We start from the raw sequence: 22,021 nt of genomic DNA on the forward strand, positions 1-22,021 counted from the left end.
ACTCAGTTGCCGGAGAGGATGACCTGAACGGGTTCGGTTTCCTTGCCCGTCAGCGTGACGCTGTCATAGACCGAGCCGCCCTCGCGGGTGAAGGCGGTTTCCTCGCCCCAGATCACCTGAGTGGTCAGGAAATAGCTGCCGGGCGCGACCTTGTCGAAAGCGAAGCGGCCATTGGCCTCGGCCTTGGTCGTGCGGGTGTATTCCGAATAGGCGGGGTCGACCTCGTCCTCGCGCGGATAGCCACTATGGGGGACATATTTCCCCTTGCCGTAGAAATTGGCGAAGCGCTCGCGGGCAAAGGCCGTGGCGGGGATCAGGCGCACGACCTGGCCGGCGGCGTTAACGACCACACCGCTCGGCTTGGTCCGGAAGGCATGGCCGGTGATGACGCCGGTGCCGCTCTTCTTGATGAAGGCGGCCTCCTCGGTGGAGAAGGCCACGGTCGCCGGCTTGCGCTCGACGCAGCCTGTCATGATGGCGCCGACCAGCACGGTCGCCGCGACGATCCCGATCCTCATGCAGCCCCCACCCGACGCGGCGCCATCGTCACCAGGAAGACGCCGATCAGGATGATGCAGCCGGCGGCGATCTGCCGCAACTCCAGTGTTTCGCCGAGAACGAGCATGCCCATGACAGCGGCGACCGTCGGCACGAGATAACCGGTCATCGCCGCGCGCGTCGGGCCGGCGGCGCGGATCAGGCGCATGAACACGGTCATCGGGATGGCCGTGCAGACGACCCCAAGGGCGAGCATGGCGGCCCAATGATCGCGCAGCGGCAGAAAGGCCGCCGGCCCGGCTAAGAGCAGCGCCAGCAACGAGGCGCTGAGGCCGGAGACGACCTGCTGGCCGAGCGCGAGGCGCATCGGATCACCGGCCGGCGCCGGCACCGCCCGGACATAGATATTGCCCGCCGCATAGCTCAGCATGCTCGCGGCCATGGCCAGCACGCTGAGGCTCGTAGCGCCGCCTTCGAAGAGGCGCGGGCCGATCAGCAGGGCGACGCCGGCGAGCCCGATCAGGATGCCGCCGAGCCGCCGTCCGCTCAGGCGCTCCTCGGCGAAGATCAGATGGGCGACGATCGCCGTGACCAGCGGGCCAGCCGCCTGGATCATCGCCGCCGGGCCGCTTGCGAGCTGGATCAGGGCGTAGGCGATCAGGATATTGGGTATCCAGCCATTGGTCGCGCCGAGCATCAGCCAGTGGCGGATCTCATGACGGCGCGGCAATGGGCTCTGGCCGAGCCAAAGCAGCCAGAGCGAGAGCGAGACCGCGCCGAGCAGGCCGCGCCCCGCCGCGATGGCGAAGGGCGAGACCTGTCCGGCCATCAGCTTGATGAACAGGAAGCTGGAGCCCCAGAAGAAGGCCGTGACGAGCAGATGGGTGGCGATGAAGCCGTGGCTCGGCTCGGGCGCGGCCGAAGCCTCAGGAGCGGTAATCGCCATTGATTTCGACATAGGCCTTGGTCAGGTCGCAGGTCCAGACCGTAGCCTTGCCGCGTCCCAGCCCGAGATCGGCGGTGATGACGATATTGTCGCCCTTCATGTAGTCGGAGACCGCGACCTCGTCATAGGACGGCGCGCGCGCGCCCTGCTTCGCCACGACGATGTCGCCGAAGCCGATATCGAGCCTGTCGCGGTCCGCGGGCTCGCCGGCCTTGCCGACGGCCATGACGACACGGCCCCAATTGGCGTCCTCGCCGGCGATGGCGGTCTTGACCAGCGGCGAGTTGGCGATGGAGAGCGCGACGCGCTTGGCCGAGCGGGCGGACGCCGCGCCGGTAACGCGCACCTCGACGAATTTGCGGGCGCCTTCGCCGTCCTTGCAGACGAGATGGGCGAGCTCCAGCAGGATCGAATTCAGCGCGCGCTTGAAGCCGGACAGGCGGGGATCGTTGATTTCGGTGATCGCCGGCACGCTGCGCGCGGCGGCCTTGCCGGTCGCGAACAGCATCAGCGTGTCCGAGGTCGAGGTGTCGCTGTCGACGGTGACGGCGTTGAACGAGCCCTTCACGCCCTTGGAGAGCAGAGCCTGCAGGACCGGGGCGGCGATCGAGGCGTCGGTGAAGACGAAGGAGAGCATCGTCGCCATGTCCGGCGCGATCATGCCGGCGCCCTTGGCGATGCCGGCGATGACGACCTCCTTGCCGTCGATCTTGGCCTTGCGGGTCAGGGCCTTCGGGAAGGTGTCGGTGGTCATGATCGCGCGGGCGGCGTCGATCCAGGGGCCATCGGCGGCGCGCCTGGCACATTCGTCGAGCACGCCCTTGAACTTGGTCGCGTCGAGCGGCTCGCCGATCACGCCGGTCGAGGCGATGAAGACCTCGTGGGGCTTGCAGCCGGCAGCCTTGGCGGCGATCTCGGCGGTGAGCTTGACCGCGTCACGGCCCTTCAGACCGGTGAAGGCGTTGGCATTGCCGGAATTGACGACCACGGCGCGGGCCGAACCCTGCTTCAGGTTCTCGCGGCACCAGTCGACCGGGGCGGAGGGGCATTTCGAGCGCGTGAAGACGCCGGCGACCTGCGTGCCCTCGTCGAGCAGCGCGAACCAGACGTCCTGGCGGCCCTTGTAGCGGATGCCGGCCTCGGCGGTGGCAAAGCGCACGCCCGGGATCGGCGGAACCTTGGGCTGGCGCTTCGGCGCGAGCGGGGAAACGGGGACATCCTTGCCGGCCATCGCGACTTCCTCCTGCGGAGCGCTGCTGGATCACCGGCGAATCGTGCGTTTGCCGGGCAGCGCGTCTCGTTCGAAAGCCCCTCTGCCGCAGGCCGATGACGAAAACAAGAAGGGCGGCCGCAAGGGCCGCCCTCAAAAATCGCGTAGTCGGGAGCGAAACGCTCAGTTCTTCTTCGGCTCGGCCGGTTTGGCGGCGTCCGGAGCCGGGGCGGCAGGCGCTGCCGGCTTGTCGAGACGCTCGACCTTGGCCTTCTCGCGCATGGCGAGGACGAGGTCCTGCTGGGCCTTGCGCTCGAGATACTGGTCGATCTGCGGCTTCACGGCGGCGAAATCCGGCAGCGGCTTGGAGCGCTTGTCCTCGAGCTTGATGACATGCCAGCCGAACTGGCTCTTCACCGGCTCGGAAATCTCGCCCTTCTTCAGCTTGAACGCGGCTTCGGCGAATTCAGGCACCATGCGGTCCTTGGTGAACCAGCCGAGATCGCCGCCCTCCTTGCCCGAGCCCGGGTCCTTGGAGAGTTCGGCCGCAACCTTGGCGAAATCCTCGCCCTTCTTCAGCCGCTCGACCGCGGCCTTGGCCTGCGCCTCGTCCTCGACGAGGATGTGGCGGGCATTGACCTCTTCCTCGGGCGCCATCGCCTTGGTGGTGTCGTCGAAGAGCTTCTTGGCGGCCTCGGCGGTGACGGCCTTCTTGCCCTCGCGGGTCAGGTATTCGTCGAGCAGCACCTTCTCGCGGTAATAGGCGAGGCGGGCGGCGAAATCGGGGGTGTCTCCGATCTTGGCCTCGGCCGCGGCCTTTGCGCCGAGCTTGAGGTCGACGAGATAGTTGATGACCTCGTCGCGCTTGCGCTCCTCGGGGAGCTGGGCCAGGCGCTCGCCTAGATCCTCGGTTGCGAGCTGGACGTCCTTCTCGGTGATCGCGATGCCGTCGACCTTGGCGACGACCTTGTCGGACTGGGCGAAGGCCGGGCCCGCCAGCAGCGCGAAGCCGAGGACGGCAATGAAACGGACTGAGCTCATGAATGACGACCTTTCGTCGGAAACCGAGGCGGTTTGGCGGCTGCACTGCCCGATGAACGCGGCAAAGGCAAGGCGGTTCAAGCGGCTGCGCCGGCCGATCACGCAGCTTTGCACCGGACGCGATGCCGCAGCGTCTGATGATCTCAAGCGCCGGCTCTTGGAAGCTGCCCGGAAAAACCCCACATCCGGAGCCGAATTCACTTGCCGTTTCACTGCCTATTGGTCGAAACGCACGCTGGACCCTGCCCGCGCTCGCGTCTAAACACGCGGTCGCATTTCGAGAATACCGAACCTCCGGTTCGCGCGCGACAAGCGGTACGCGCCAGCCGGGGGCTCAACGCATCACCTGAAAGGCCCAACATGCTTGGCGCGCTCGCAAAGAAACTCTTCGGCTCGTCGAATGACCGCCGCGTCAAGGGCTACCAGCCCCGTGTCGCCGCGATAAACGCGCTGGAAAAAGAGATCGCCGCGCTGAGCGACGAGGCCCTGAAGGCGCGCACCGAAGAGTTCAAGAAGCAGATCACGGAGGGCAAGAAGCTCGACGATCTCCTGGTCCCGGCCTTCGCCACGGTGCGCGAGGCGGCCAAGCGCGTGCTCGGCCAGCGCCCCTACGATGTCCAACTCGTCGGCGGCATGGTGCTGCATGAGGGCGCCATCGCCGAGATGAAGACCGGCGAAGGCAAGACGCTGGTCGCGACCCTGCCGACCTATCTCAACGCCCTCGAAGGCAAGGGCGTCCATGTCGTCACCGTCAACGACTATCTCGCCCGGCGCGACGCCGAGTGGATGGCGAAACTCTACAATTTCCTCGGCCTGACCGTCGGCATCATCGTCCACGGCCTCGACGACGAGGAACGCCAGCGCGCCTATGCCTGCGACATTACCTACGGCACGAACAACGAATTCGGCTTCGACTATCTCCGCGACAACATGAAATACGACGTCGCGCAGATGAGTCAGCGCGGCCACCATTTCGCGATCGTCGACGAGGTCGACTCGATCCTGGTCGACGAGGCCCGCACGCCGCTGATCATCTCCGGCCCGCTCGACGACAAGTCGGACCTCTATGTTTCGATCGACAAGGTTCTGCCGGGCCTCGTTCCGGCCGATTACGAGGTCGACGAGAAGCAGCGCACGGTGGCGCTGACGGAAGCCGGCAACGAGCATATCGAGGAATTGCTGCGCGAGGCCGGCCTGCTCAACGAGGGCGATCTCTACGACGCGCACAACGTCACGCTGGTCCATCACGTCAACCAGGCGCTGCGGGCCCACACGCTGTTCACCCGCGACAAGGACTATATCGTCCGCGGCGACGAGGTCGTGATCATCGACGAGTTCACCGGCCGCATGATGCCGGGCCGGCGCTATTCGGAAGGCCTGCACCAGGCGCTGGAAGCCAAGGAGCACGTCACCGTCCAGCCCGAGAACGCGACGCTGGCCTCGATCACCTTCCAGAACTATTTCCGCCTCTATGCGAAGCTTGCCGGCATGACCGGCACGGCCGCGACCGAGGCCGACGAGTTCTTCCAGATCTACAAGCTCGAGGTCGTCGAAATCCCGACGAACGTCCCGATCTCCCGCAAGGACGAGGATGACGAGGTCTACCGCACCTTCGAGGAGAAGGTGCGCGGCGTGATCCGCGAGATCCAGGCGGCGCAGGCCAATGGCCAGCCGCTGCTGGTCGGCACCACCTCGATCGAGCGCTCGGAGCTGATCGCCGAGATGCTGGAGAAGGAGGGCTACAAGCTCCTCGATTTCACCGATCCGAAGGCGCTGGAGCCGATCTACCAGGCGGCGCGCGAGGGCAAGACGACCAAGGCCTTCGCCGTGCTGAACGCCCGCTTCCACGAGCAGGAAGCCTATATCGTCGCGCAGGCCGGCGTGCCCGGCGCGATCACCATCGCGACCAACATGGCCGGCCGCGGCACCGACATCCAGCTCGGCGGCAATGCCGACATGCGGATCTCCCATGATCTCGCCGGCATGGAAGAGGGGCCGGAGCGCGACGCGAAGGCGGCCGCCATCCGCGCCGAGGTTGCCGATTTCAAGCAGCGCGTGCTCAAGTCCGGCGGGCTCTACATCGTCGGCACCGAGCGCCACGAGAGCCGGCGCATCGACAACCAGCTCCGCGGCCGTGCCGGCCGCCAGGGCGATCCCGGCCGCTCCAAGTTCTTCCTGTCGCTGCAGGACGACCTGATGCGCATTTTCGGTTCCGACCGGATGGACGGCATGCTGACCAAGCTCGGCCTCAAGGAAGACGAGGCGATCGTCCACCCCTGGATCAACAAGGCGGTCGAGAAGGCGCAGGGCAAAGTCGAGGCGCGCAATTTCGACATCCGCAAGAACATCCTGAAATACGACGACGTGATGAACGACCAGCGCAAGGTCGTGTTCGAGCAGCGCCGCGACTTCATGCGCCAGGCGACCGTGCGCGAGACCATCGACGACATGCGCCATGGCGTGGTCGAGGATGTCGTCGCCCGTCATATTCCGGAAGAAGCCTATCCCGAGCAGTGGGACTCCCCCGGCCTGAAGCAGGAGGTGATCCAGCACCTGAACCTCGATCTGCCGATCGAGGACTGGGCCAAGGAAGAGGGCATTGCCGACAGCGAAATCCGCGAGCGTATCCGCAAGCTCGCCGACGAGGATTATGCCGGCCGGATCGAGCGCAACACCGAAGAAGTCATGACCTATGTCGAGAAGCAGGTCCTGCTGCAGTCGCTCGACCACCTCTGGCGCGAGCATCTGGTCACGCTCGACCATCTCCGCCAGGTCATCGGCTGGCGCGGCCTTGCCCAGCGCGACCCGCTGCAGGAATACAAGCAGGAGGCGTTCGAGCTGTTCGACGGGCTGATCGGCCATCTGCGCCAGCAGGTCACCGGACATCTCTCGCGCATCGAGGTGCGCTTCGACCAGCCCGAGGATCAGGCGCCGATCCAGGCGCAGGACGGCGCGGGCTCGGGCTTCGGCGATTACGGCGGCACCGGCGTGCAGTTCGCTGCCGCCGATGCCGACACGGCCGTGCTCGACCGCAATCCCGAGGACCCGGAAAGCTGGGGCAAGGTCGGCCGCAACGAACCCTGTCCCTGCGGCTCCGGCAAGAAGTTCAAGCACTGCCACGGCCAGTTCGCCTGAGGCATCGCCTTCCTGACGTATGTCCGATGCCCGGCCCTGTGCCGGGCATCGTCGTTTTGGGAAGCGGAAACCCTTGTCATTCCGGGGCGCGCCGAAGGCGCGAACCCGGAACCCACGACTGGGTGAAAGGTCCCATGCCCGGTTGCGAGCGGCTCACCCAGTCGTGGCTTCCGGGCTCTTCGCTCCGCGAAGCCCCGGAATGACAATCATCCTGCGCCGGATCGACGCATGAATTGTTTGGACCTTATTTACGCCCCGGTAACACTCTCCTTTCCAAGTTGGCCGCGATGAAAGGAGATGAGATCATGTTCAAGACAGCGCTTTCGGCTGCCTGCCTCACCATTCTGGCAGGCACGGCCGTACAGGCGGCGAGCCCTAAATCTCTGGGGCAGTTCGGCGACTGGAACGCGGCTACTTACGCAAAGGGCGATCTGGCGCGTTGCTTCATCATGAGCAAGCCTTCGTCGGAAGAACCGTCGAGTTTGCGTCACGGCGAAGTCTTCTTCTTCGTGCAGACGGGCGATAAAGCCTCGGATACGGAATCGAGCTTCCAGGCCGGTTATGACTTCGCCCGGAATTCCGTGGTCACCGTCACGATCGGCGATGACAGCTTCCGCATGCTGACCGAGGGCAGCAATGCCTGGCTCGAACGGCTGGAACGGGAACCGGCGCTGCTCGCCGCGATGCGGGCGGGAAGCACCATGACGCTCGAAGCACGCTCGCTGCGCGGCAACGTCACGACCTATCAGTTCTCGCTCGCGGGCGTCACCGCGGCCTCGCGCATGCTGGCGCGCTGCGATACGGACGCGACGCAGAGCTGACGCGGGTTTTTGGGGCGAGCCGCCGCTGCGGATGGCTTGCCCCTCGATACCTCCGCTTGCATCCGGCCCTCGCAGGCGCCAGTTTGATGCTCGAATGAGCAGGACGGCGCATCGGCGCAGCGGGGGACGAGATGGACTTGTCGGGCTTCAACATCGCCGTGATCGTCATCGTGGCGCTGGTCATCCTGACGATCGCACGCGGTGTTCGCACCGTTCCCCAAGGCTACAACTACACCGTCGAGCGCTTCGGCCGCTATTCGCGGACGCTGAGCGCCGGCCTCGGGCTGATCTGGCCCTGGATCGACCGTATCGGCCACAAGGTGAATGTCATGGAGCAGGTGCTCGACATTCCCTCGCAGGAGGCGATCACCAAGGACAATGCCGGCGTACGCATCGACGCCGCTGCCTTCTACCAGGTGCTCGACGCCGCCAAGGCTTGCTACGAGGTGTCGTCGCTCAACGATGCGCTGATGGTCCTGACCATGACCAATATCCGCACCGTCGTCGGCTCGATGGACCTCGACCAGTTGCTCTCGCATCGCGACGAGATCAACGAGCGGCTGCTGCGGGTGATGGACGCCGCCGCCTCGCCCTGGGGGGTCAAGGTCACGCGCATCGAGATCCGGGACATTCTGCCGCCGGCCGATATCGCCGGCGCGATGAACCGGCAGATGAAGGCCGAACGTGAAAAGCGCGCCGCCGTGCTCGAAGCGGAAGGCCTGCGGCAGGCGGAGATTCTGAAGGCTGAAGGCGCCAAGCAGTCCCAGATTCTTGCCGCGGAGGGGCGCAAGGAAGCGGCGCTGCGCGATGCCGAAGCCCGCGAGCGGCTGGCGCAGGCCGAAGCAGCGGCGACGGCCATGGTCTCCGAGGCGATCGGCAAGGGCGATATCCAGGCCGCGAACTTCCTGATCGCCGAGCGCTATACCGATGCGCTGAAATCGATCGCGTCGAGCCATAACAGCAAGGTCGTGATCGTACCGATCGAGGCCGCTTCGCTTGCCGGCACGGTCGGCGGCATCGCGCAGCTCACCAAGGCCGTGTTCGGCGAGGACGCAACGGCGCAACGCCGCAACGGGGCCGGTTCGGTGCCGGTCTCCGGGCGCACGAGCGGCTGAGGCACATTGCGATGCCCGACTGGCTTTCGACACATAATGGCTGGCTCTGGGCGATCCTCGGCCTGCTGCTCATCGGCGGCGAGATGCTGGCGCCGGGCGTCTTCCTGATCTGGCTGGGATTGGCGGCGCTCATCACCGGTGCGGTGGTCGGTCTCTTCGGTCTCGGCTGGCAGGCGGCCTGCATCGTCTTCGCGATCTTCGCCGTCGCCTGTGTCGCCGCCGGCCGGATGCTGACGCGCCGCAAGGGCGAGGAGCCGGATGCCGCGACCGGCCTCAACGATCGTGGCCGCCAGCTCATCGGCAAGGTCTTCCGGCTGGAAACGACCATGACGGGCGGCGAAGGGCGCGTGCGCGTCGGCGATTCGTCCTGGCGGATCGTCGGCCCGGAATTGCTGGCCGGGGCCGAGGTCAAGGTCGTCAGGGTCGAGGGCTCGACGCTGGTCGTCGAGAAGGCCTGAAGCCGCCATGAGATTTTTGCATCAGTCGTGTCGATTCTAGCGACAGCGTTGCGTTCAGGGCGTTGGCCTCCGGCGCTGCGGGGACTATAGCAGCCGCTCCTCCGTGAGCGCATCGTCATGACCAGCCCCAGCGAACGCCTTTCCCTTCCGAAGGACCGGATCAAGGTCCTGCTGCTGGAAGGTATCAACGATTCCGCCGTCGAACTGCTGGAGCAGGCCGGCTACAGCAATCTCGAAAGGCTGCCGAAGGCGCTCGACCGCGAGGCGCTGCTCAAGGCGATCCAGGGCGTGCATGTGCTCGGCATCCGCTCGCGCACGCAATTGACGCCGGAGATCTTCGCCGGGGCCGACCGACTCTTCGCCGTCGGCTGCTTCTCGGTCGGTACGAACCAGGTCGATCTCGAGGCTGCGCGCCTGCGCGGCGTGCCGGTGTTCAACGCGCCGTTCTCGAACACGCGCAGCGTCGCCGAGCTCACCATCGGCGAGATCGTCATGCTGCTCCGGCGCATTCCCGACCGCTCCCGCTCCGCCCATGACGGCGGCTGGGACAAGTCGGCCAACGGCTCCTTCGAGGTGCGCGGCAAAACGCTCGGCATCGTCGGCTACGGCAATATCGGCAGCCAGCTTTCGACACTGGCCGAGGCGATGGGCATGCGTGTGATCTATTACGATCACACCGACCGGCTGCGCCACGGCAATACCGAGCCGACGATCAGCCTCAACGCTTTGCTCGGCACGGCCGATATCGTCTCGCTGCATGTGCCGGAGACGGCGCAGACCGCGGGCATGATCGGGGCCGCCCAGATCGCGGCGATGAAGAAGGGCGCTTATCTCATCAACAATTCGCGCGGCACTGTCGTCGATCTCGACGCGGTCGCGGCGGCGCTGAAGAGTGGCCACCTCGCCGGCGCCGCGGTCGATGTCTTCCCGATCGAACCCGCCTCCAATTCCGACCGCTTCGTCTCGCCGCTCCAGGGCTGCGGCAATGTCATCCTCACCCCGCATATCGGTGGCTCGACCGAGGAGGCGCAGGAGCGCATCGGCGCTGAAGTCGCGCGCAAGCTCGTCGATTATTCCGATGTCGGCTCGACGGTCGGCGCGGTCAATTTCCCGCAGGTCCAGTTGCCGGCGCGGGCCATCGGCACACGCTTCATCCATGTCCAGCGCAACGTACCGGGCATGCTGCGGCGGCTCAACGACGTCTTCGCCAGCCGGCAGGTCAATATCGCCGCCCAGAACTACCAGACCGACGGCGAGGTCGGCTATGTCGTGATGGAGGCGGATGGCGTCTCAAGCGCCGAGGCGCGCGATATCCTCAAGGATATCCGCGGGCTCGACGGCACGATCCGCGCCCGGCTGCTTCACCAGCGCGACTGAGCCTCATGCCGGCTTCTTGGTCTTGGCGCCGGGCTTGATCGGCGTCTGGGCCGCGACCGGGTCACTGGCGGGGAAGGTGCCCTTCAAGGCCCGGTTGAGCTCGGCATCCTTGCCGTGCTCGCGCGCGGCCTGGCGCTGCTCCTTCTGCTCCTTGCGCAGGCTTTCCTTGGCGGGGTTGGCGGTGGCGGTCATGGGATGCTCCCTTCGGCGTGGCGGTTCCTGCGAGCAACGCGGCAGCGCCATCGCCGTTCCGCCAGAACGCCAGCGCAGGCGCGCCATGACGAAGCTCGTCACCCTCTGGACCGGGGCGCCCAGCCTTCCCATCTGGTGAAGCCTAGCCTTCCCGCCGGCCCGTTGCCGGCGCCAGCCAGCAGGGGCCGTCATGGTCGCGATCTCCGTCCTCGATCTCGTTCCCGTCGTCGAAGGGGAGGGGCCGCGCGACGCATTGCTGAAATCCACCGACCTGATCCGCCATGCCGAGCGGCTCGGCTACACCCGCTATTGGGTGGCCGAGCATCACAACATGGTCGGCATCGCCAGCGCTGCGACCTCGGTGGTGATAGGCCAGCTCGCGGCCGCGACCAGCACGATCCGGGTCGGAGCCGGCGGCATCATGCTGCCGAACCATTCGCCGCTCGTCATTGCCGAGCAGTTCGGGACGCTGGAGGCGCTCTTCCCGGGGCGCATCGACCTCGGCCTCGGCCGGGCGCCCGGCACCGACCAGCTCACGCTCCGGGCGCTGCGTCGCAGCCCGATGTCGTCGGACAGTTTTCCTCAGGACGTGCTGGAACTGCAGGCGCTGTTCGCGCCGGCAGGCCCGAACCAGGCGATCCGCGCCGTGCCGGGCGAGGGGCTCGAGGTCCCGCTCTGGATTCTCGGGTCGAGCCTGTTCGGTGCGCAGCTCGCCGCCGAGCTCGGCCTGCCCTACAGCTTCGCCTCGCATTTCGCGCCGGATGCGCTGATGCAGGCGCTCGCCGTCTATCGCGAGCGCTTCAAGCCGTCCGAGCAGCTCGCGACGCCGCATGCGATGCCGGGCATCAATGTCGTGGCGGCGGATACGGACGAGGAGGCGCGCCATCTCGCGACCTCGCTGCAGCAACGTTTCGTCGGCATGGTCCGCGGCGCACGGGGCAAGCTGCAGCCACCGATCGACGATATCGAGCAATACTGGTCGCCGGCCGAGAAGGCGCATGTCTCGGGGATGCTGCGCTATGCCTTCATCGGCTCGCCGGAGACGCTGAAGCGCAATCTCGGCGCCTTCGTCAGAGAGACGCAGGCCGACGAGATCATGATCACCGCGCCGATCTTCGATCACGAAAAGCGCAAGCGCTCCTATGAGCTCGCCGCGGAGGTTGCAGCCGACCTGAAGAGGTAGCGGGGCCGCTGCCCACCGGCTGCATCAGGAAAGGTGGAGCGGTCGGCGGCAAACAGTATTATCGCTATTGAAACTCATTTGCATAATTAATGCAAATGAGAATGATTTTCATGTAATCGCTTTTGCAATTAGCTGGCGGCGTTGCTATGGCAAGGCATGACCGAAACCGACCGGCGCATTGCCGTTTTCGAGAGCCAGTTGAAGAACGCCGGGCTGCGGATGACGCAGCAGCGGCGCCTGATCTTGCGCGTATTGGCGGAAGCCGACGACCATCCCGACGCGAAGGGCATCTTCACCCGCGCCTTCGCGCATGATCCGACGCTGTCGCTTTCGACGGTCTACCGGACGATGAAGGTGCTGGAATCGCAGGGCGCAATCGAGCGGCACGCCTTCGAGGACGGCATCTCGCGCTACGAGCATGCTGACCAGGAGCATCACGACCACCTGATCGACGTCGATTCGGGCGAGGTGATCGAGTTCTCCTCGGATGCGATCGAGGAATTGCAACGGCGGATCGCGGCGGAGCTCGGCTATGAACTCGTGCGCCACCGCCTGGAGCTCTACGGCCGCAAGAAGCAGCCGGCGCGCCGGAGTGGCCGCAAGACGTCCTGACCGGCCCGATTAGCCGTCGACGACGTCGTTATAGTCCGGGTGCTTCGCGATCCAGCCCTTGAGGAATTCGCAGCGGATCACCGCCTTGCGCCCGCTCGCCCTGAGCAATTCGAAGACACCCTTCGCCAGCTTTGATCCGATGCCCTGTCCCGCGAACTGGGAGGGCACTTCGGTATGGACCAGCACCAGACGCTCGCCGTCGCGGCGATAGGCAACGAGCGCGGTGCCGCCGTCGAGCACCAGTTCGAAACGGTTCTCTGCGGCGTTCTCGACGACGTCCATTGCGGGCTCCTTTCGGGCTCACCCCTGCGCTTCGGCACGCCAGGGATAGCTCCAGGTTTCGGTGAGCGTCTTGCCGCCGGCACGCAGGAAGGCGCGCATCTCGGCTAACTGACCGGGCTCGACCACGACGTCGATGAAGGCGCGAAAACCCTCGGTCTTGCGGTTCGGCACGATGAAGGCGCGGTCAATCCGGCCATAGGCGATCGACGGCACGATCTCGACCTTCTCGGGCTGCTTCAGTTGGTAGTCGAGATCGCCGCCGGCGAAATCGATGATGAAGCGGCGGGAGCCCTCGGTGACGGGCTCGCCCGAGCCCAGTGCCTTGGGCTTGGCCTGGTAGGTATTGACCACGCGGCCGCCCGGATGAAGGTCGCCGGAATCGAGCATCGAGATCAGCTTGTAGCCGAAGGAGAATTCCTTGCCCGGCTCCAGCGGCGTCTTCGGCGCCCAGAGCGCGACGATATTGTCGTTGGTCTCGTCGGTCGTCGGCATCTCGATCAGTTCGACGACACCCTCGCCCCAGTCGCCCTGCGGCTCGACCCAATATGAGGGGCGCAGTTCGTAGTTGAGATCGAGATCCTGGTAGTGCTCGAAGGTCCGGTCCCGCTGCATCAGGCCGAAGCCGCGGATGCCGCGCTCGACGAAGGAGGAGACCGCCTGTTGCTTCGGATTGCGCAGCGGACGCCAGATCCATTCGCCACTGCCGGAATGGATCATCAGACCGTCGGAATCGTGCAGCTCGCTGCGGAAATCGTCGAAGAAGCGGCGGTCGTTCTCGCCGGTGAAGAACATCGAGGTCAGTGGTGCGAGGCCGAGCTTCTCGATCGGCGCGCGTGGATAGAGCGTCGCCGCGACCTCCATGACGGTGTCGAGATCGGGATAGATGGTGAAGCGATAGGCGCCGGTCACCGCCGGCGAATCGAGCAGGGTGTGGATGACGATGCGCTCGGCGCCGGCAGCGGGTGCCTCGACCCAGAATTCGCGGAAGACCGGGAATTCCTCGGCGGCCGTGCCGGCGCCGATGGACAGGCCGCGCGCCGAAAGGCCGTAGCGCTGGCCGCGGCCGAGCACGCGGAAATAGCTCGCGCCGATGAAGGAGATCAGCTCGTCGAAGACGCGGGGGTCGTTGAGCGGGTAATGCAGGCGGAAGCCGGCGAAGCCGAGATTGACGGGCAGCGGCTTTTCGAACTTGACCTTGCCGTAGTCGAAGAGGTTCGCGGCATAGGGCACCGGCATGGGCACGCCGTCGCGCACCACGTTCACCGTGACCGGGCGGGTGAAGAGGAAGCCCGGGTGGAACATCTGCATGCGGAAGGGCGAGCCGTTCTGCTGCAGCAGGGCCCGGTCGGGGCGGAAGCGGATGTCGCGCCAGGAATCGTAGTCGAGCTTGGCCAGCGCCTCCGGCAGCGGCGCGATCGGCTCATAGGGAACGGCGGCGATCTCACGGGCGCGGCGCTGCACGTCCTCGAAGCCGAAGCGCGGCTGCGGCGCCGCGTTCTGCGGGGCCGGCGGCGGTTGCGGGCCTTGCTGCTGCGGCTGGGGCTGCTGAGCCAGGAGGACGGAGGGCGCCGCCGAGAGGCAAAGCGCGGCTGAAAGTCCGCCCAGGACGCGGCGGCGGTCTGTCGTGGTCATGCGTGGTCCGTCTTCCCCGTTTTCCGGGCTTTTCAAGATAGGCGGCTATAGCATCGGACCGAAAAGTGGGATCCACTTTTCGGATCAATCCGATGCGATAACAATTCCACAGATCATCGTTACCGCGTCCTGTTGGACGCGCGATGATCGAGCGAGAGTTAAGGCCATTGAATGGGGCCGGTCTAGGGCATCCGGCATTGACGGCAGATGAACATCCCGCAAGGTTCCGTGACGTCTGCGCGGGCCATGGCTAAGCCATAGCCGGCAAAGCGCTTTCCGCCGTTAACCCGCTCCCGACCGAACGCGGATCGGCTCTGCAAAAAAATGCGGCTCCGGGTGCATAAAACACTTGTGGTCGGGGGCGAGCGTCCGTATATCGCGTTCACCCAATTCGCACGTGCCTGTGGCCGCGTGCTGGTCGGTGGGCATCCGGACAAGAGGCCGGACAGCCGCCAGGGGTTGGAGGACGGATGGAGGGGATGGACATCCCTCAAATCACGCCTCCCAGTCTCCGCAAGGAGATTGTTCCCCGACACAGACCGGCAGCCGGAGGCAAAACCGGCGAACCCCGAATCTCCACGGGGGACGCAGCTTAAAGCAACGACGGAGCGGGCTTTTTTGGTCTCGCCGGCTTTCCACAGGCCGGCACCGAAGAGGCTTGTCCTTCATTGCCGGCCGTGCGGGGTCTTCCCCAATCGAACGGTGTTTCGGGTCCGGACGACTCGTCCGTTGTAGCAGGCGTCTCCACAGCGCCGCGCGACAGCGACGATTCATTCTGGCGATACATCGCATCGACGCCGCTTGCGTCGCAGGGGAGTCGCGTCTCATGACCGACCGCATCCGTGAGTTTCTTCGTACCCGCCGCGAGGACGGGCCCTGCGTCGTCATCGACACCGATGTCGTGCGCGAGAACTATCATGCCTTCGCCCGTGCGCTGCCCGACACCCGCGTCTTCTACGCGGTGAAGGCCAACCCGGCGGCGGAGGTGCTCGCCCTGCTCGCCAAGCTCGGCTCCTGCTTCGATTGCGCCTCGGTCGTCGAGATCGAGCTCGCGCTCGCGGCTGGCGCCACGGCCGATCGCATCTCCTTCGGCAACACCATCAAGAAGGAGCGCGACGTCGTCCGCGCCATGGAGCTTGGCGTGCGCCTGTTCGCCGTCGACTGCACGGCCGAGGTCGAGAAGGTCGCCCGTTCCGCCGAGAGGACCGGCACGAAGGACGCACGCATCTTCTGCCGCATCCTCTGCGACGGAGCCGGCGCCGACTGGCCGCTCTCGCGCAAGTTCGGCTGCGTGCCCGAAATGGCCGCGGACGTGCTCGAGCACGGCCACCGCATGGGCCTGCTGGCCTATGGCATCTCGTTCCATGTCGGCTCGCAGCAGGCGAACGTGAACGCTTGGGATTCGGCCCTGGCCTCGGCCTCGGCGATCTTCAAGGAATGCGCCACCCGCGGCATCTCGCTGTCGATGGTCAACCTCGGCGGCGGTTTCCCGGCGCGCTACCTGAAGCCGATTCCGGGCGTGCCGTCCTATGGCGACGCGATCTTCCGGGCGCTGTCGAAGCATTTCGGCAACCAGCTGCCCGAGACGATCATCGAGCCGGGCCGCGGCATGGTCGGCGAGGCCGGCCTGATCGAGGCCGAGGTCGTGCTGATCTCGAAGAAGGCCGAAACAGACGAGGTCCGCTGGGTCTATCTCGACATCGGCAAGTTCAACGGTCTCGCCGAGACCATGGACGAGGCGATCCGCTACCCGATCCGCACCGCCCATGACGGCGATGCGACGGTTCCCTGCGTGCTCGCCGGCCCGACCTGCGATTCGGTCGACGTCATGTACGAGAAGACCCCGTACATGCTGCCCTTCTCGCTGGAGATCGGCGACAAGGTGCTGATCGAGGGCACGGGCGCCTATACGACGACCTATTCGGCCGTCGCCTTCAACGGCTTCCCGCCGCTGAAGCAGTACGTCATCTGACGGAAAGTACGGGGCGGCTTCCGCCGCCCCTATGCCAATCGGGTCCGGCGAAGCGCCCTGTCTGAGACGGCAGGCTGCCCGGTCAAACGGGCGGAGCGTTCGTATCTCCAGAACGGAGGTATGCGCGTGGCTCCCGCCGGACCCCTCTTCCCCACATCGTTTCATTGTGGCCGCGCGTGAGCGTGGCGCCGGGTAGGTCCATGAGGATGGGCGCTCCGGCCGGAGGTGCGTCATGATCACGATCCGCGACGAGATCGCCAACGACATTCCCGCCCGCGAGGCGCTGCTCGACCGTTGCCTGGGCGAGCGCCGCACCGCCAAGTCGAGCGAGCGCCTGCGCGAAGGCCGGCTGCCGGCCGAAGGTCTGGCGCTCACTGCCGAGCGCGACGGCGAAGTGCTCGCGACCGTCCGCCTCTGGCATGTGGAAGCCAATGGCGTGCCGGCGCTGCTGCTCGGCCCGCTTGCGGTGAAGCCCGAATTGCAGGGCGAGGGGCTCGGCAAGGCGATGATGCGCGAGGCGCTCTGGCGTGCGGCCTGCCGCGGGCATGGCGCCGTCATCCTCGTCGGCGACGCGCCCTACTACGCCCGCTTCGGCTTCGATCCGGCGCTGACCCGCGAGCTCGCCATGCCCGGCCCGGTCGAGCGCGAGCGCTTCCTCGCGATCGAATTGCGCGAGGGCGCGCTCGATGGCGCCAGCGGCGTGCTTGTCGCGAGCGGTACCATGACCCTTGAGACCTTCGAGGCGGATCAGGTGGCGCAGGCCGCCTGACCCTTCCCATCCATCGTCATCGCGCCGTCATCGCCCGGCGCTTTCCATGCGCTCACCCGCGTGGAAGGCGCCTCGCGATTGACGGCGCGATTTTGCGCTCATACGACCCTTTCGACCTTTTTCCCCAAGAACCCAGGAGTTACAGAGAATGACGAATTGGCCCGTCTACGGCGAGATCACCGGCCCGATCGTGATGATCGGCTTCGGCTCGATCGGCCGCGGTACGCTGCCGCTGCTCGAACGGCACTTCAAGTTCGACAAGAGCCGGTTCGTCGTCATTGCTCCCGATGATTCCAATCGCCACCTGCTCGACGAGCGCGGCATCCGCTTCATCCAGGAAGCCGTCACCATCGAGAACTACAAGACGATGCTGGAGCCGCTGCTGACCGCCGGCGGCGGACAGGGCTTCTGCGTCAATCTCTCCTGCGACACTGGCTCGCGCGACATCATGGAGCTCTGCTCCAGCCTCGGCGCGCTCTATATCGACACGGTCAACGAACCCTGGCTCGGCTTCTATTTCGACGAGAGCAAGGGCCCGGCCGAGCGCTCGAACTATGCGCTGCGCGAGATGACGCTCGCCGCCAAGCGGGCGCGCCCGGCCGGCACGCCGACGGCCGTCTCCTGCTGCGGCGCCAATCCCGGCATGGTCTCCTCGCTGGTGAAGCGGGCGCTGACGAACCTCGCCGCCGACATGCGTCTCAACGCGACGCAGCCGAACACCCGCGAGGAATGGGCCGCGCTGATGCAGCGCGTCGGCGTCAAGGGCGTCCATATCGCCGAGCGCGACACCCAGCGTTCGAAGAACCCCAAGCCGCCGGGCGTGTTCGTCAACACCTGGTCGGTTGAAGGCTTCATCGCGGAAGCCGTGCAGCCTGCCGAACTCGGCTGGGGTACCCACGAGAAGTGGATGCCGGCGAATGCCCATGGCCACGAGACCGGCTCGCAGGCCGCGATCTATCTGATGCAGGCCGGCGCCGAGACCAAGGTCCGGAGCTGGTGCCCGACGCCCGGTCCCCAGTACGGGTTCCTGGTCACGCATAACGAGTCGATCTCGATCGCGGACTATTTCACCGTGCGCGACGAGGCCGGCAAGGCGATCTTCCGGCCGACCTGCCACTATGCCTACCACCCGGCGAACGACGCGGTGCTCTCGCTGCACGAGATGTTCGGCAATGCCGGCCGGCCGCAGGACGAACAGCACATCCTCGAGGAGAACGAGGTCGTCGACGGCATCGACGAGCTCGGCGTGCTGCTCTACGGCCACGAGAAGGGCGCCTACTGGTTCGGCTCGCAGCTTTCGACCGAGGAAGCGCGTTCGCTCGCGCCCTACCAGACCGCGACCGGTCTGCAAGTGACCTCTTCCGTGCTGGCCGGCATGGTCTGGGCGCTGGAGAACCCGCGCGCGGGAATCGTCGAGGTCGAGGAACTCGATTTCAACCGCTGCCTCGAGATCCAGCAGCCTTATCTCGGGCCGGTGAAGGGCTACTACACCGACTGGACGCCGCTCGATGGACGCCCGGGCCTGTTCCCGGAGGATATCGACACCAGCGACCCCTGGCAGTTCAAGAACATCCTGGTTCGGTGAAAGCTGTCATCCCGCACGCGCTGCGGCACGTAGTGCTGCTGCGCAGTTGCGGGATCGTTTTCCGATAAGGGCGCCTTCTCATGCAGGGGCGCCCTTTCCTTTGAGGTGCGCCTTCTCGTCGCGCGGTCCCGCATCTGCGCAGCAGCACTTCATGCCGCAGCGCGTGCGGGATGACACTCTATGACCTAAGACACTTTATGACTTGCGGGCGACCTTCACGCCGGCCAGCAGCGCTGCGCCCGCGAGGAAGAACACGATCAGCACGGCCAGGCCCGCGCGCTGGCTGGCGAAGATCGTCGTCGCCAGCGCAACCAGCGTCGGTCCCATGAAGGACGTGACCTTGCCCGAGAGCGCAAACAGCCCGAAGAATTCGCCGATGCGCCCCTCCGGCGCCAATCGCGCCATCAGGCTGCGCGAGGCGGCCTGCATCGGTCCGGCGACGAGGCCGATCAGCAGGCCGAGGCCGAGATAAACCCGCTCCGGCAGCGAGGCGAACAGTCCGTCGCCCGGTACAGGCGGTGAAGCCGGGATCACGAACAGGATGCGGTCGGTACCGAGCGAGAGGATGCCGATACAGGCGAAGAGCAGGCAGGCGATCGCGCCGAGCACCACCGGCTTGCCGCCGATGCGGTCGTCGAGCTTGCCGCCGGCCCAGGCGCCCAGCGTACCGGTGACGGTCAGTAGGATGCCGAAGATGCCGAGCTCGATCGTCTGCCAGCCGAAGACGCCGGCCGCATAGATGCCGCCGAAGGCGAAGAGCGCGACCAGCGCATCCTGGTAGATCATGTTGGCGAGCAGGAAACGGCCGAGCGAAGGCAGCTTCGGCAATTCGGCCAGCGTATCCTTCAGGCGTCCGACGCCGCCCCTGGCGGCCTCGGCAAGGCTCAGGCCGGTCCTGCCGGAATCCGGCGTCAGCAGGAACATCGGCGTGACGAAGACGATGAACCAGAGCGCTGTCAGCGGGCCGGAGAAGCGGTCGCCCTCGCGCGCGGCGGCGTCGAGCCCGAAGATCGGCGCTATGCCAATGAGCGTCTTGCCGGTCTGTGGGTCGGCGGCCAGCAGGCCGAGCGTGATCGCGAGCGAGAGCAGACCACCGAGATACCCGATCGCCCAGCCGGTGCCGGAAAGCCAGCCGAGCCGCTCCGGCGGCACCAGCCGCGTCATCATCGCATTGTTGAAGGTGGTGGCGAATTCGGCACCGATCGTTGCGATGACGAAGCCGGCGAGCGCGATCGGCACGGCGGCGGCCGATCCCGGCACGGCGAACCAGAGCATCGCGGAGCCGATGACCAGCAACGCGCCGAAAGCGGCGATCCAGGGTTTGCGCGGCCCGGTCCGGTCGGCGATGCCGCCAAGCAAAGGCGAGAGCAGGGCGATGCACAGGCCGGCGAAGCCCGTCGCATAGCCCCAGAGCGCCTGGCCGTCGGCGGCGTCCTTCGCCAGAGCCGAGGCGAAGAAAGGCGCGAAGACGAAAGTTGTGATCAGCGTGAAGAAGGGCTGGGCCGACCAGTCGAAGAACAGCCAGGCGGTGACCGCGTGGCGCGGCGGCCAGACTGTCGGTGGCGCTTCGGCAGGCGGCGTCGCGGGCGTCACTGCAAGGTCGTGTCCGGGTCGCCGCCGCCCCGCGCGAGCTCGATCTCGGTGATCGCCACCAGCACCTCGGCCCGGTCCTTCAGCGTCGGCGCTTCCAGGAGCGCCTGCTTCTCGCGCGGCCCGAACGGGCACATCATCGAGAGCGCGTTGACGAGCGCCTCGTTCGGCGCCTCGTTGACGCCCTTCCAGTCGATCTTGAGGTCGTTGGCCTTGGCGAAGTCGCGGAGTGCCTTGAGCAGGCCCTTGCGGTCGACCTCGTCCTCGCCGGTCCGGGCGACGAAATCGGCGGCGAAGGCGTCATAGCCGACGCGGCCCTGGCGATAAGGGGTTGTCACCGCCAGTTCATCGAGCAGCCGGAAGCGGCTGATCCCGGTCAGCGTGATGATGTAGCGGCCGTCGCCGGTCTCGGAGAACTGGGTGATGCGGCCGAGGCAGCCCACCTTGAGCAGCGGCGGGATTTCGGGCTGGCGGCCGGTTTCCGGCTCGGGCTGGATGATGCCGATGACGCGATCGCCCTTAAGAGCGTCATCGATCATGGCGAGATAACGCGGCTCGAAGATATTGAGCGGCATCTGGCCGCGCGGCAGGAGCAGCGCGCCGCCGAGCGGAAAGAGCGGGATCGCCTCCGGGCAATCCCTGGCTCCCTCGTAGACGGCGTTCATGCCCATGCGCGCCTCGTCCTTGTCGCCGATCAGGCGAACAGCAGGGTCGAAAGCTTGCGGCGCCCGGCGACGCTTGCCTCGTCCATCGGGCCCCAGGCCTCGAAGAACTGCAGGAGCTGCTTGCGCGCGCCGTCGTCGTTCCACTTCCTATCGGCCTTGATGATGGCGACGAGATGATCGACCGCCTCCTCGCGCCTGTCGCGGGCGTTGAGCGCCAGCGCCAGATCGAACCGGGCCTGATGGTCCTTCGGGTTGGCGGCGACCTTGGTTTCAAGCTCGGCGGTATCGCCGAGCGAGGCGGCCTGCTCGGCGAGCTCGATCGCCGCGCGGATTGCCGTGATCGCCGGATCGGCGGCCTTGTCCTGGGGCGCCATGCCGAGAATGCCCTTGGCGCCCTCGATATCGCCGCTGTCGAGATGCAGCCGGGCCAGGCCGGCGATCGCAGCGAGGTTGTCGGGCTCGATCTCGAGTACGCCGGCATAGAGCTCGCTCGCCCCGGCAGGGTCGCCTGCCGCGATGGCGGCGGCCGCAGCCTCGATCAGCTCCGCGGTCTCGCCCGGACCCATCGGCCCGACCAGGCGCTCGATGAAGACCTTGATCTGGCTTTCGGGCTGGGCGCCCATGAAGCCGTCGATCGGCTGACCCTGCTTGAAGGCGATGACGGCAGGAATCGACTGGATGCCGAGCTGGCCGGGAATCTGCGGGTGCTCGTCGATGTTCATCTTGACGAGCTTGACCTTTCCGCCGGCCGCCTTGACCACCTTCTCGATGACGGGGGTGAGCTGCTTGCAGGGGCCGCACCAGGGCGCCCAGAAATCGATCAGCACCGGCTGCTTCATCGATTCCGCGATGACGTCCTCGCGGAAGCCCTGGGTCGTGGTGTCCTTGATCAAGCCGGGTTGCTCGGCCGCATCGCCATTGACCAGCATGGGTCGTCC

General features: G+C 66.3%; 20 protein-coding genes and 2 pseudogenes. 12 read left to right on the forward strand and 10 right to left on the reverse strand.

Translation table 11 applies throughout. The annotated features are described in order from the left end of the window. Positions 1-2 precede the first annotated feature (2 nt). From Q9235_RS20050 to Q9235_RS20065, 4 genes are all read right to left on the reverse strand, one after another. The gene (locus tag Q9235_RS20050) at positions 3-518 is read right to left on the reverse strand and encodes a carboxypeptidase regulatory-like domain-containing protein (protein WP_306223573.1); all 516 of its coding nucleotides are present in this window, start codon (positions 516-518) and stop codon (positions 3-5) included. Continuing rightward, positions 515-1,444 carry a DMT family transporter gene (locus Q9235_RS20055; RefSeq protein WP_306223574.1) on the reverse strand — a complete coding sequence of 310 codons (930 nt, stop codon included), beginning with the start codon at positions 1,442-1,444 and terminating at the stop codon, positions 515-517. The genes Q9235_RS20050 and Q9235_RS20055 overlap by 4 nt, the downstream gene beginning before the upstream one ends. Then, a complete protein-coding gene (argJ, locus tag Q9235_RS20060) occupies positions 1,425-2,675 on the reverse strand; it encodes a bifunctional glutamate N-acetyltransferase/amino-acid acetyltransferase ArgJ (RefSeq protein WP_306223575.1) in 1,251 nt (416 codons plus the stop codon). Before argJ ends, Q9235_RS20055 begins: the two co-directional genes overlap by 20 nt. Before the next feature lie 162 nt (positions 2,676-2,837). Next, positions 2,838-3,695 carry a peptidylprolyl isomerase gene (locus Q9235_RS20065; RefSeq protein WP_306223576.1) on the reverse strand — a complete coding sequence of 286 codons (858 nt, stop codon included), beginning with the start codon at positions 3,693-3,695 and terminating at the stop codon, positions 2,838-2,840. On the opposite strand from Q9235_RS20065, the gene Q9235_RS20070 reads away from it, so the two are divergent. From Q9235_RS20070 to serA, 7 genes and pseudogenes are all read left to right on the forward strand, one after another. Next, positions 3,694-3,957 (forward strand): hypothetical protein, encoded by a 264-nt coding sequence (locus tag Q9235_RS20070; protein ID WP_306223577.1) that lies wholly within the window; start codon positions 3,694-3,696, stop codon positions 3,955-3,957. The two genes, Q9235_RS20065 and Q9235_RS20070, sit on opposite strands and share 2 nt — an antisense overlap. Before the next feature lie 98 nt (positions 3,958-4,055). Then, positions 4,056-6,600, forward strand: a pseudogene (gene secA / locus Q9235_RS20075) (preprotein translocase subunit SecA); the annotation flags it as partial. A gap of 62 nt (positions 6,601-6,662) precedes the next feature. Then, positions 6,663-6,830 (forward strand): annotated as a pseudogene (locus Q9235_RS26890) (SEC-C metal-binding domain-containing protein); the annotation flags it as partial. 287 nt (positions 6,831-7,117) lie between these two features. After that, entirely contained in the window at positions 7,118-7,651 is a 534-nt protein-coding gene (locus tag Q9235_RS20080; protein ID WP_306228371.1) for an invasion associated locus B family protein, read from the forward strand. Positions 7,652-7,782: 131 nt separating this feature from the next. Beyond that, on the forward strand, positions 7,783-8,766 hold the full coding sequence (locus tag Q9235_RS20085) for an SPFH domain-containing protein (protein ID WP_306223579.1): 984 nt from the start codon (positions 7,783-7,785) through the stop codon (positions 8,764-8,766). A gap of 11 nt (positions 8,767-8,777) precedes the next feature. Next, entirely contained in the window at positions 8,778-9,224 is a 447-nt protein-coding gene (locus tag Q9235_RS20090; protein ID WP_306223580.1) for an NfeD family protein, read from the forward strand. A gap of 117 nt (positions 9,225-9,341) precedes the next feature. Further along, entirely contained in the window at positions 9,342-10,601 is a 1,260-nt protein-coding gene (gene serA / locus Q9235_RS20095; protein WP_306223581.1) for a phosphoglycerate dehydrogenase, read from the forward strand. A gap of 3 nt (positions 10,602-10,604) precedes the next feature. On the opposite strand, the gene Q9235_RS20100 is transcribed toward serA, so the two are convergent. After that, positions 10,605-10,793: a hypothetical protein gene (locus Q9235_RS20100; RefSeq protein ID WP_306228481.1), complete on the reverse strand. Its 189-nt coding sequence runs from the start codon at positions 10,791-10,793 to the stop codon at positions 10,605-10,607. A 190-nt stretch (positions 10,794-10,983) separates the two neighbouring features. Here Q9235_RS20100 and Q9235_RS20105 point away from each other — a divergent pair, with 190 nt between their 5' ends. Then, entirely contained in the window at positions 10,984-11,976 is a 993-nt protein-coding gene (locus tag Q9235_RS20105; protein ID WP_306223582.1) for an LLM class flavin-dependent oxidoreductase, read from the forward strand. A 156-nt stretch (positions 11,977-12,132) separates the two neighbouring features. After that, positions 12,133-12,588, forward strand: a complete 456-nt coding sequence (locus tag Q9235_RS20110) for a Fur family transcriptional regulator (RefSeq protein WP_306223584.1) — start codon at positions 12,133-12,135, stop codon at positions 12,586-12,588. 9 nt (positions 12,589-12,597) lie between these two features. On the opposite strand, the gene Q9235_RS20115 is transcribed toward Q9235_RS20110, so the two are convergent. Beyond that, positions 12,598-12,870, reverse strand: a complete 273-nt coding sequence (locus tag Q9235_RS20115) for a GNAT family N-acetyltransferase (protein WP_306223585.1) — start codon at positions 12,868-12,870, stop codon at positions 12,598-12,600. An 18-nt stretch (positions 12,871-12,888) separates the two neighbouring features. Further along, on the reverse strand, positions 12,889-14,502 hold the full coding sequence (locus Q9235_RS20120) for an OpgD/OpgG family glucan biosynthesis protein (RefSeq protein WP_306223586.1): 1,614 nt from the start codon (positions 14,500-14,502) through the stop codon (positions 12,889-12,891). 826 nt (positions 14,503-15,328) lie between these two features. Between Q9235_RS20120 and Q9235_RS20125 the strand changes: the two genes are divergently transcribed. From Q9235_RS20125 to Q9235_RS20135, 3 genes are all read left to right on the forward strand, one after another. Then, complete coding sequence (locus Q9235_RS20125; RefSeq protein ID WP_306223587.1) at positions 15,329-16,474, forward strand: type III PLP-dependent enzyme; 1,146 nt, start codon at positions 15,329-15,331, stop codon at positions 16,472-16,474. A gap of 232 nt (positions 16,475-16,706) precedes the next feature. After that, positions 16,707-17,243: a GNAT family N-acetyltransferase gene (locus Q9235_RS20130; RefSeq protein ID WP_306223588.1), complete on the forward strand. Its 537-nt coding sequence runs from the start codon at positions 16,707-16,709 to the stop codon at positions 17,241-17,243. 148 nt (positions 17,244-17,391) lie between these two features. After that, positions 17,392-18,828, forward strand: a complete 1,437-nt coding sequence (locus Q9235_RS20135; RefSeq protein WP_306223589.1) for a homospermidine synthase — start codon at positions 17,392-17,394, stop codon at positions 18,826-18,828. Positions 18,829-19,023: 195 nt separating this feature from the next. Here the strand turns inward: Q9235_RS20135 and Q9235_RS20140 are convergent, their stop codons facing one another. From Q9235_RS20140 to trxA, 3 genes are read right to left on the reverse strand one after another with little or no spacing between them, the layout of a single operon-like run. Further along, positions 19,024-20,421 (reverse strand): MFS transporter, encoded by a 1,398-nt coding sequence (locus tag Q9235_RS20140; RefSeq protein WP_306223591.1) that lies wholly within the window; start codon positions 20,419-20,421, stop codon positions 19,024-19,026. Beyond that, positions 20,418-21,089, reverse strand: coding sequence for an LON peptidase substrate-binding domain-containing protein (locus Q9235_RS20145; RefSeq protein ID WP_306223592.1), 672 nt, complete (start codon positions 21,087-21,089; stop codon positions 20,418-20,420). Before Q9235_RS20145 ends, Q9235_RS20140 begins: the two co-directional genes overlap by 4 nt. A gap of 23 nt (positions 21,090-21,112) precedes the next feature. After that, complete coding sequence (gene trxA / locus Q9235_RS20150; protein WP_306223593.1) at positions 21,113-22,012, reverse strand: thioredoxin; 900 nt, start codon at positions 22,010-22,012, stop codon at positions 21,113-21,115. Positions 22,013-22,021 lie beyond the last annotated feature (9 nt).

Source organism: Bosea beijingensis, from assembly GCF_030758975.1.
Classification (GTDB): domain Bacteria; phylum Pseudomonadota; class Alphaproteobacteria; order Rhizobiales; family Beijerinckiaceae; genus Allobosea; species Allobosea beijingensis.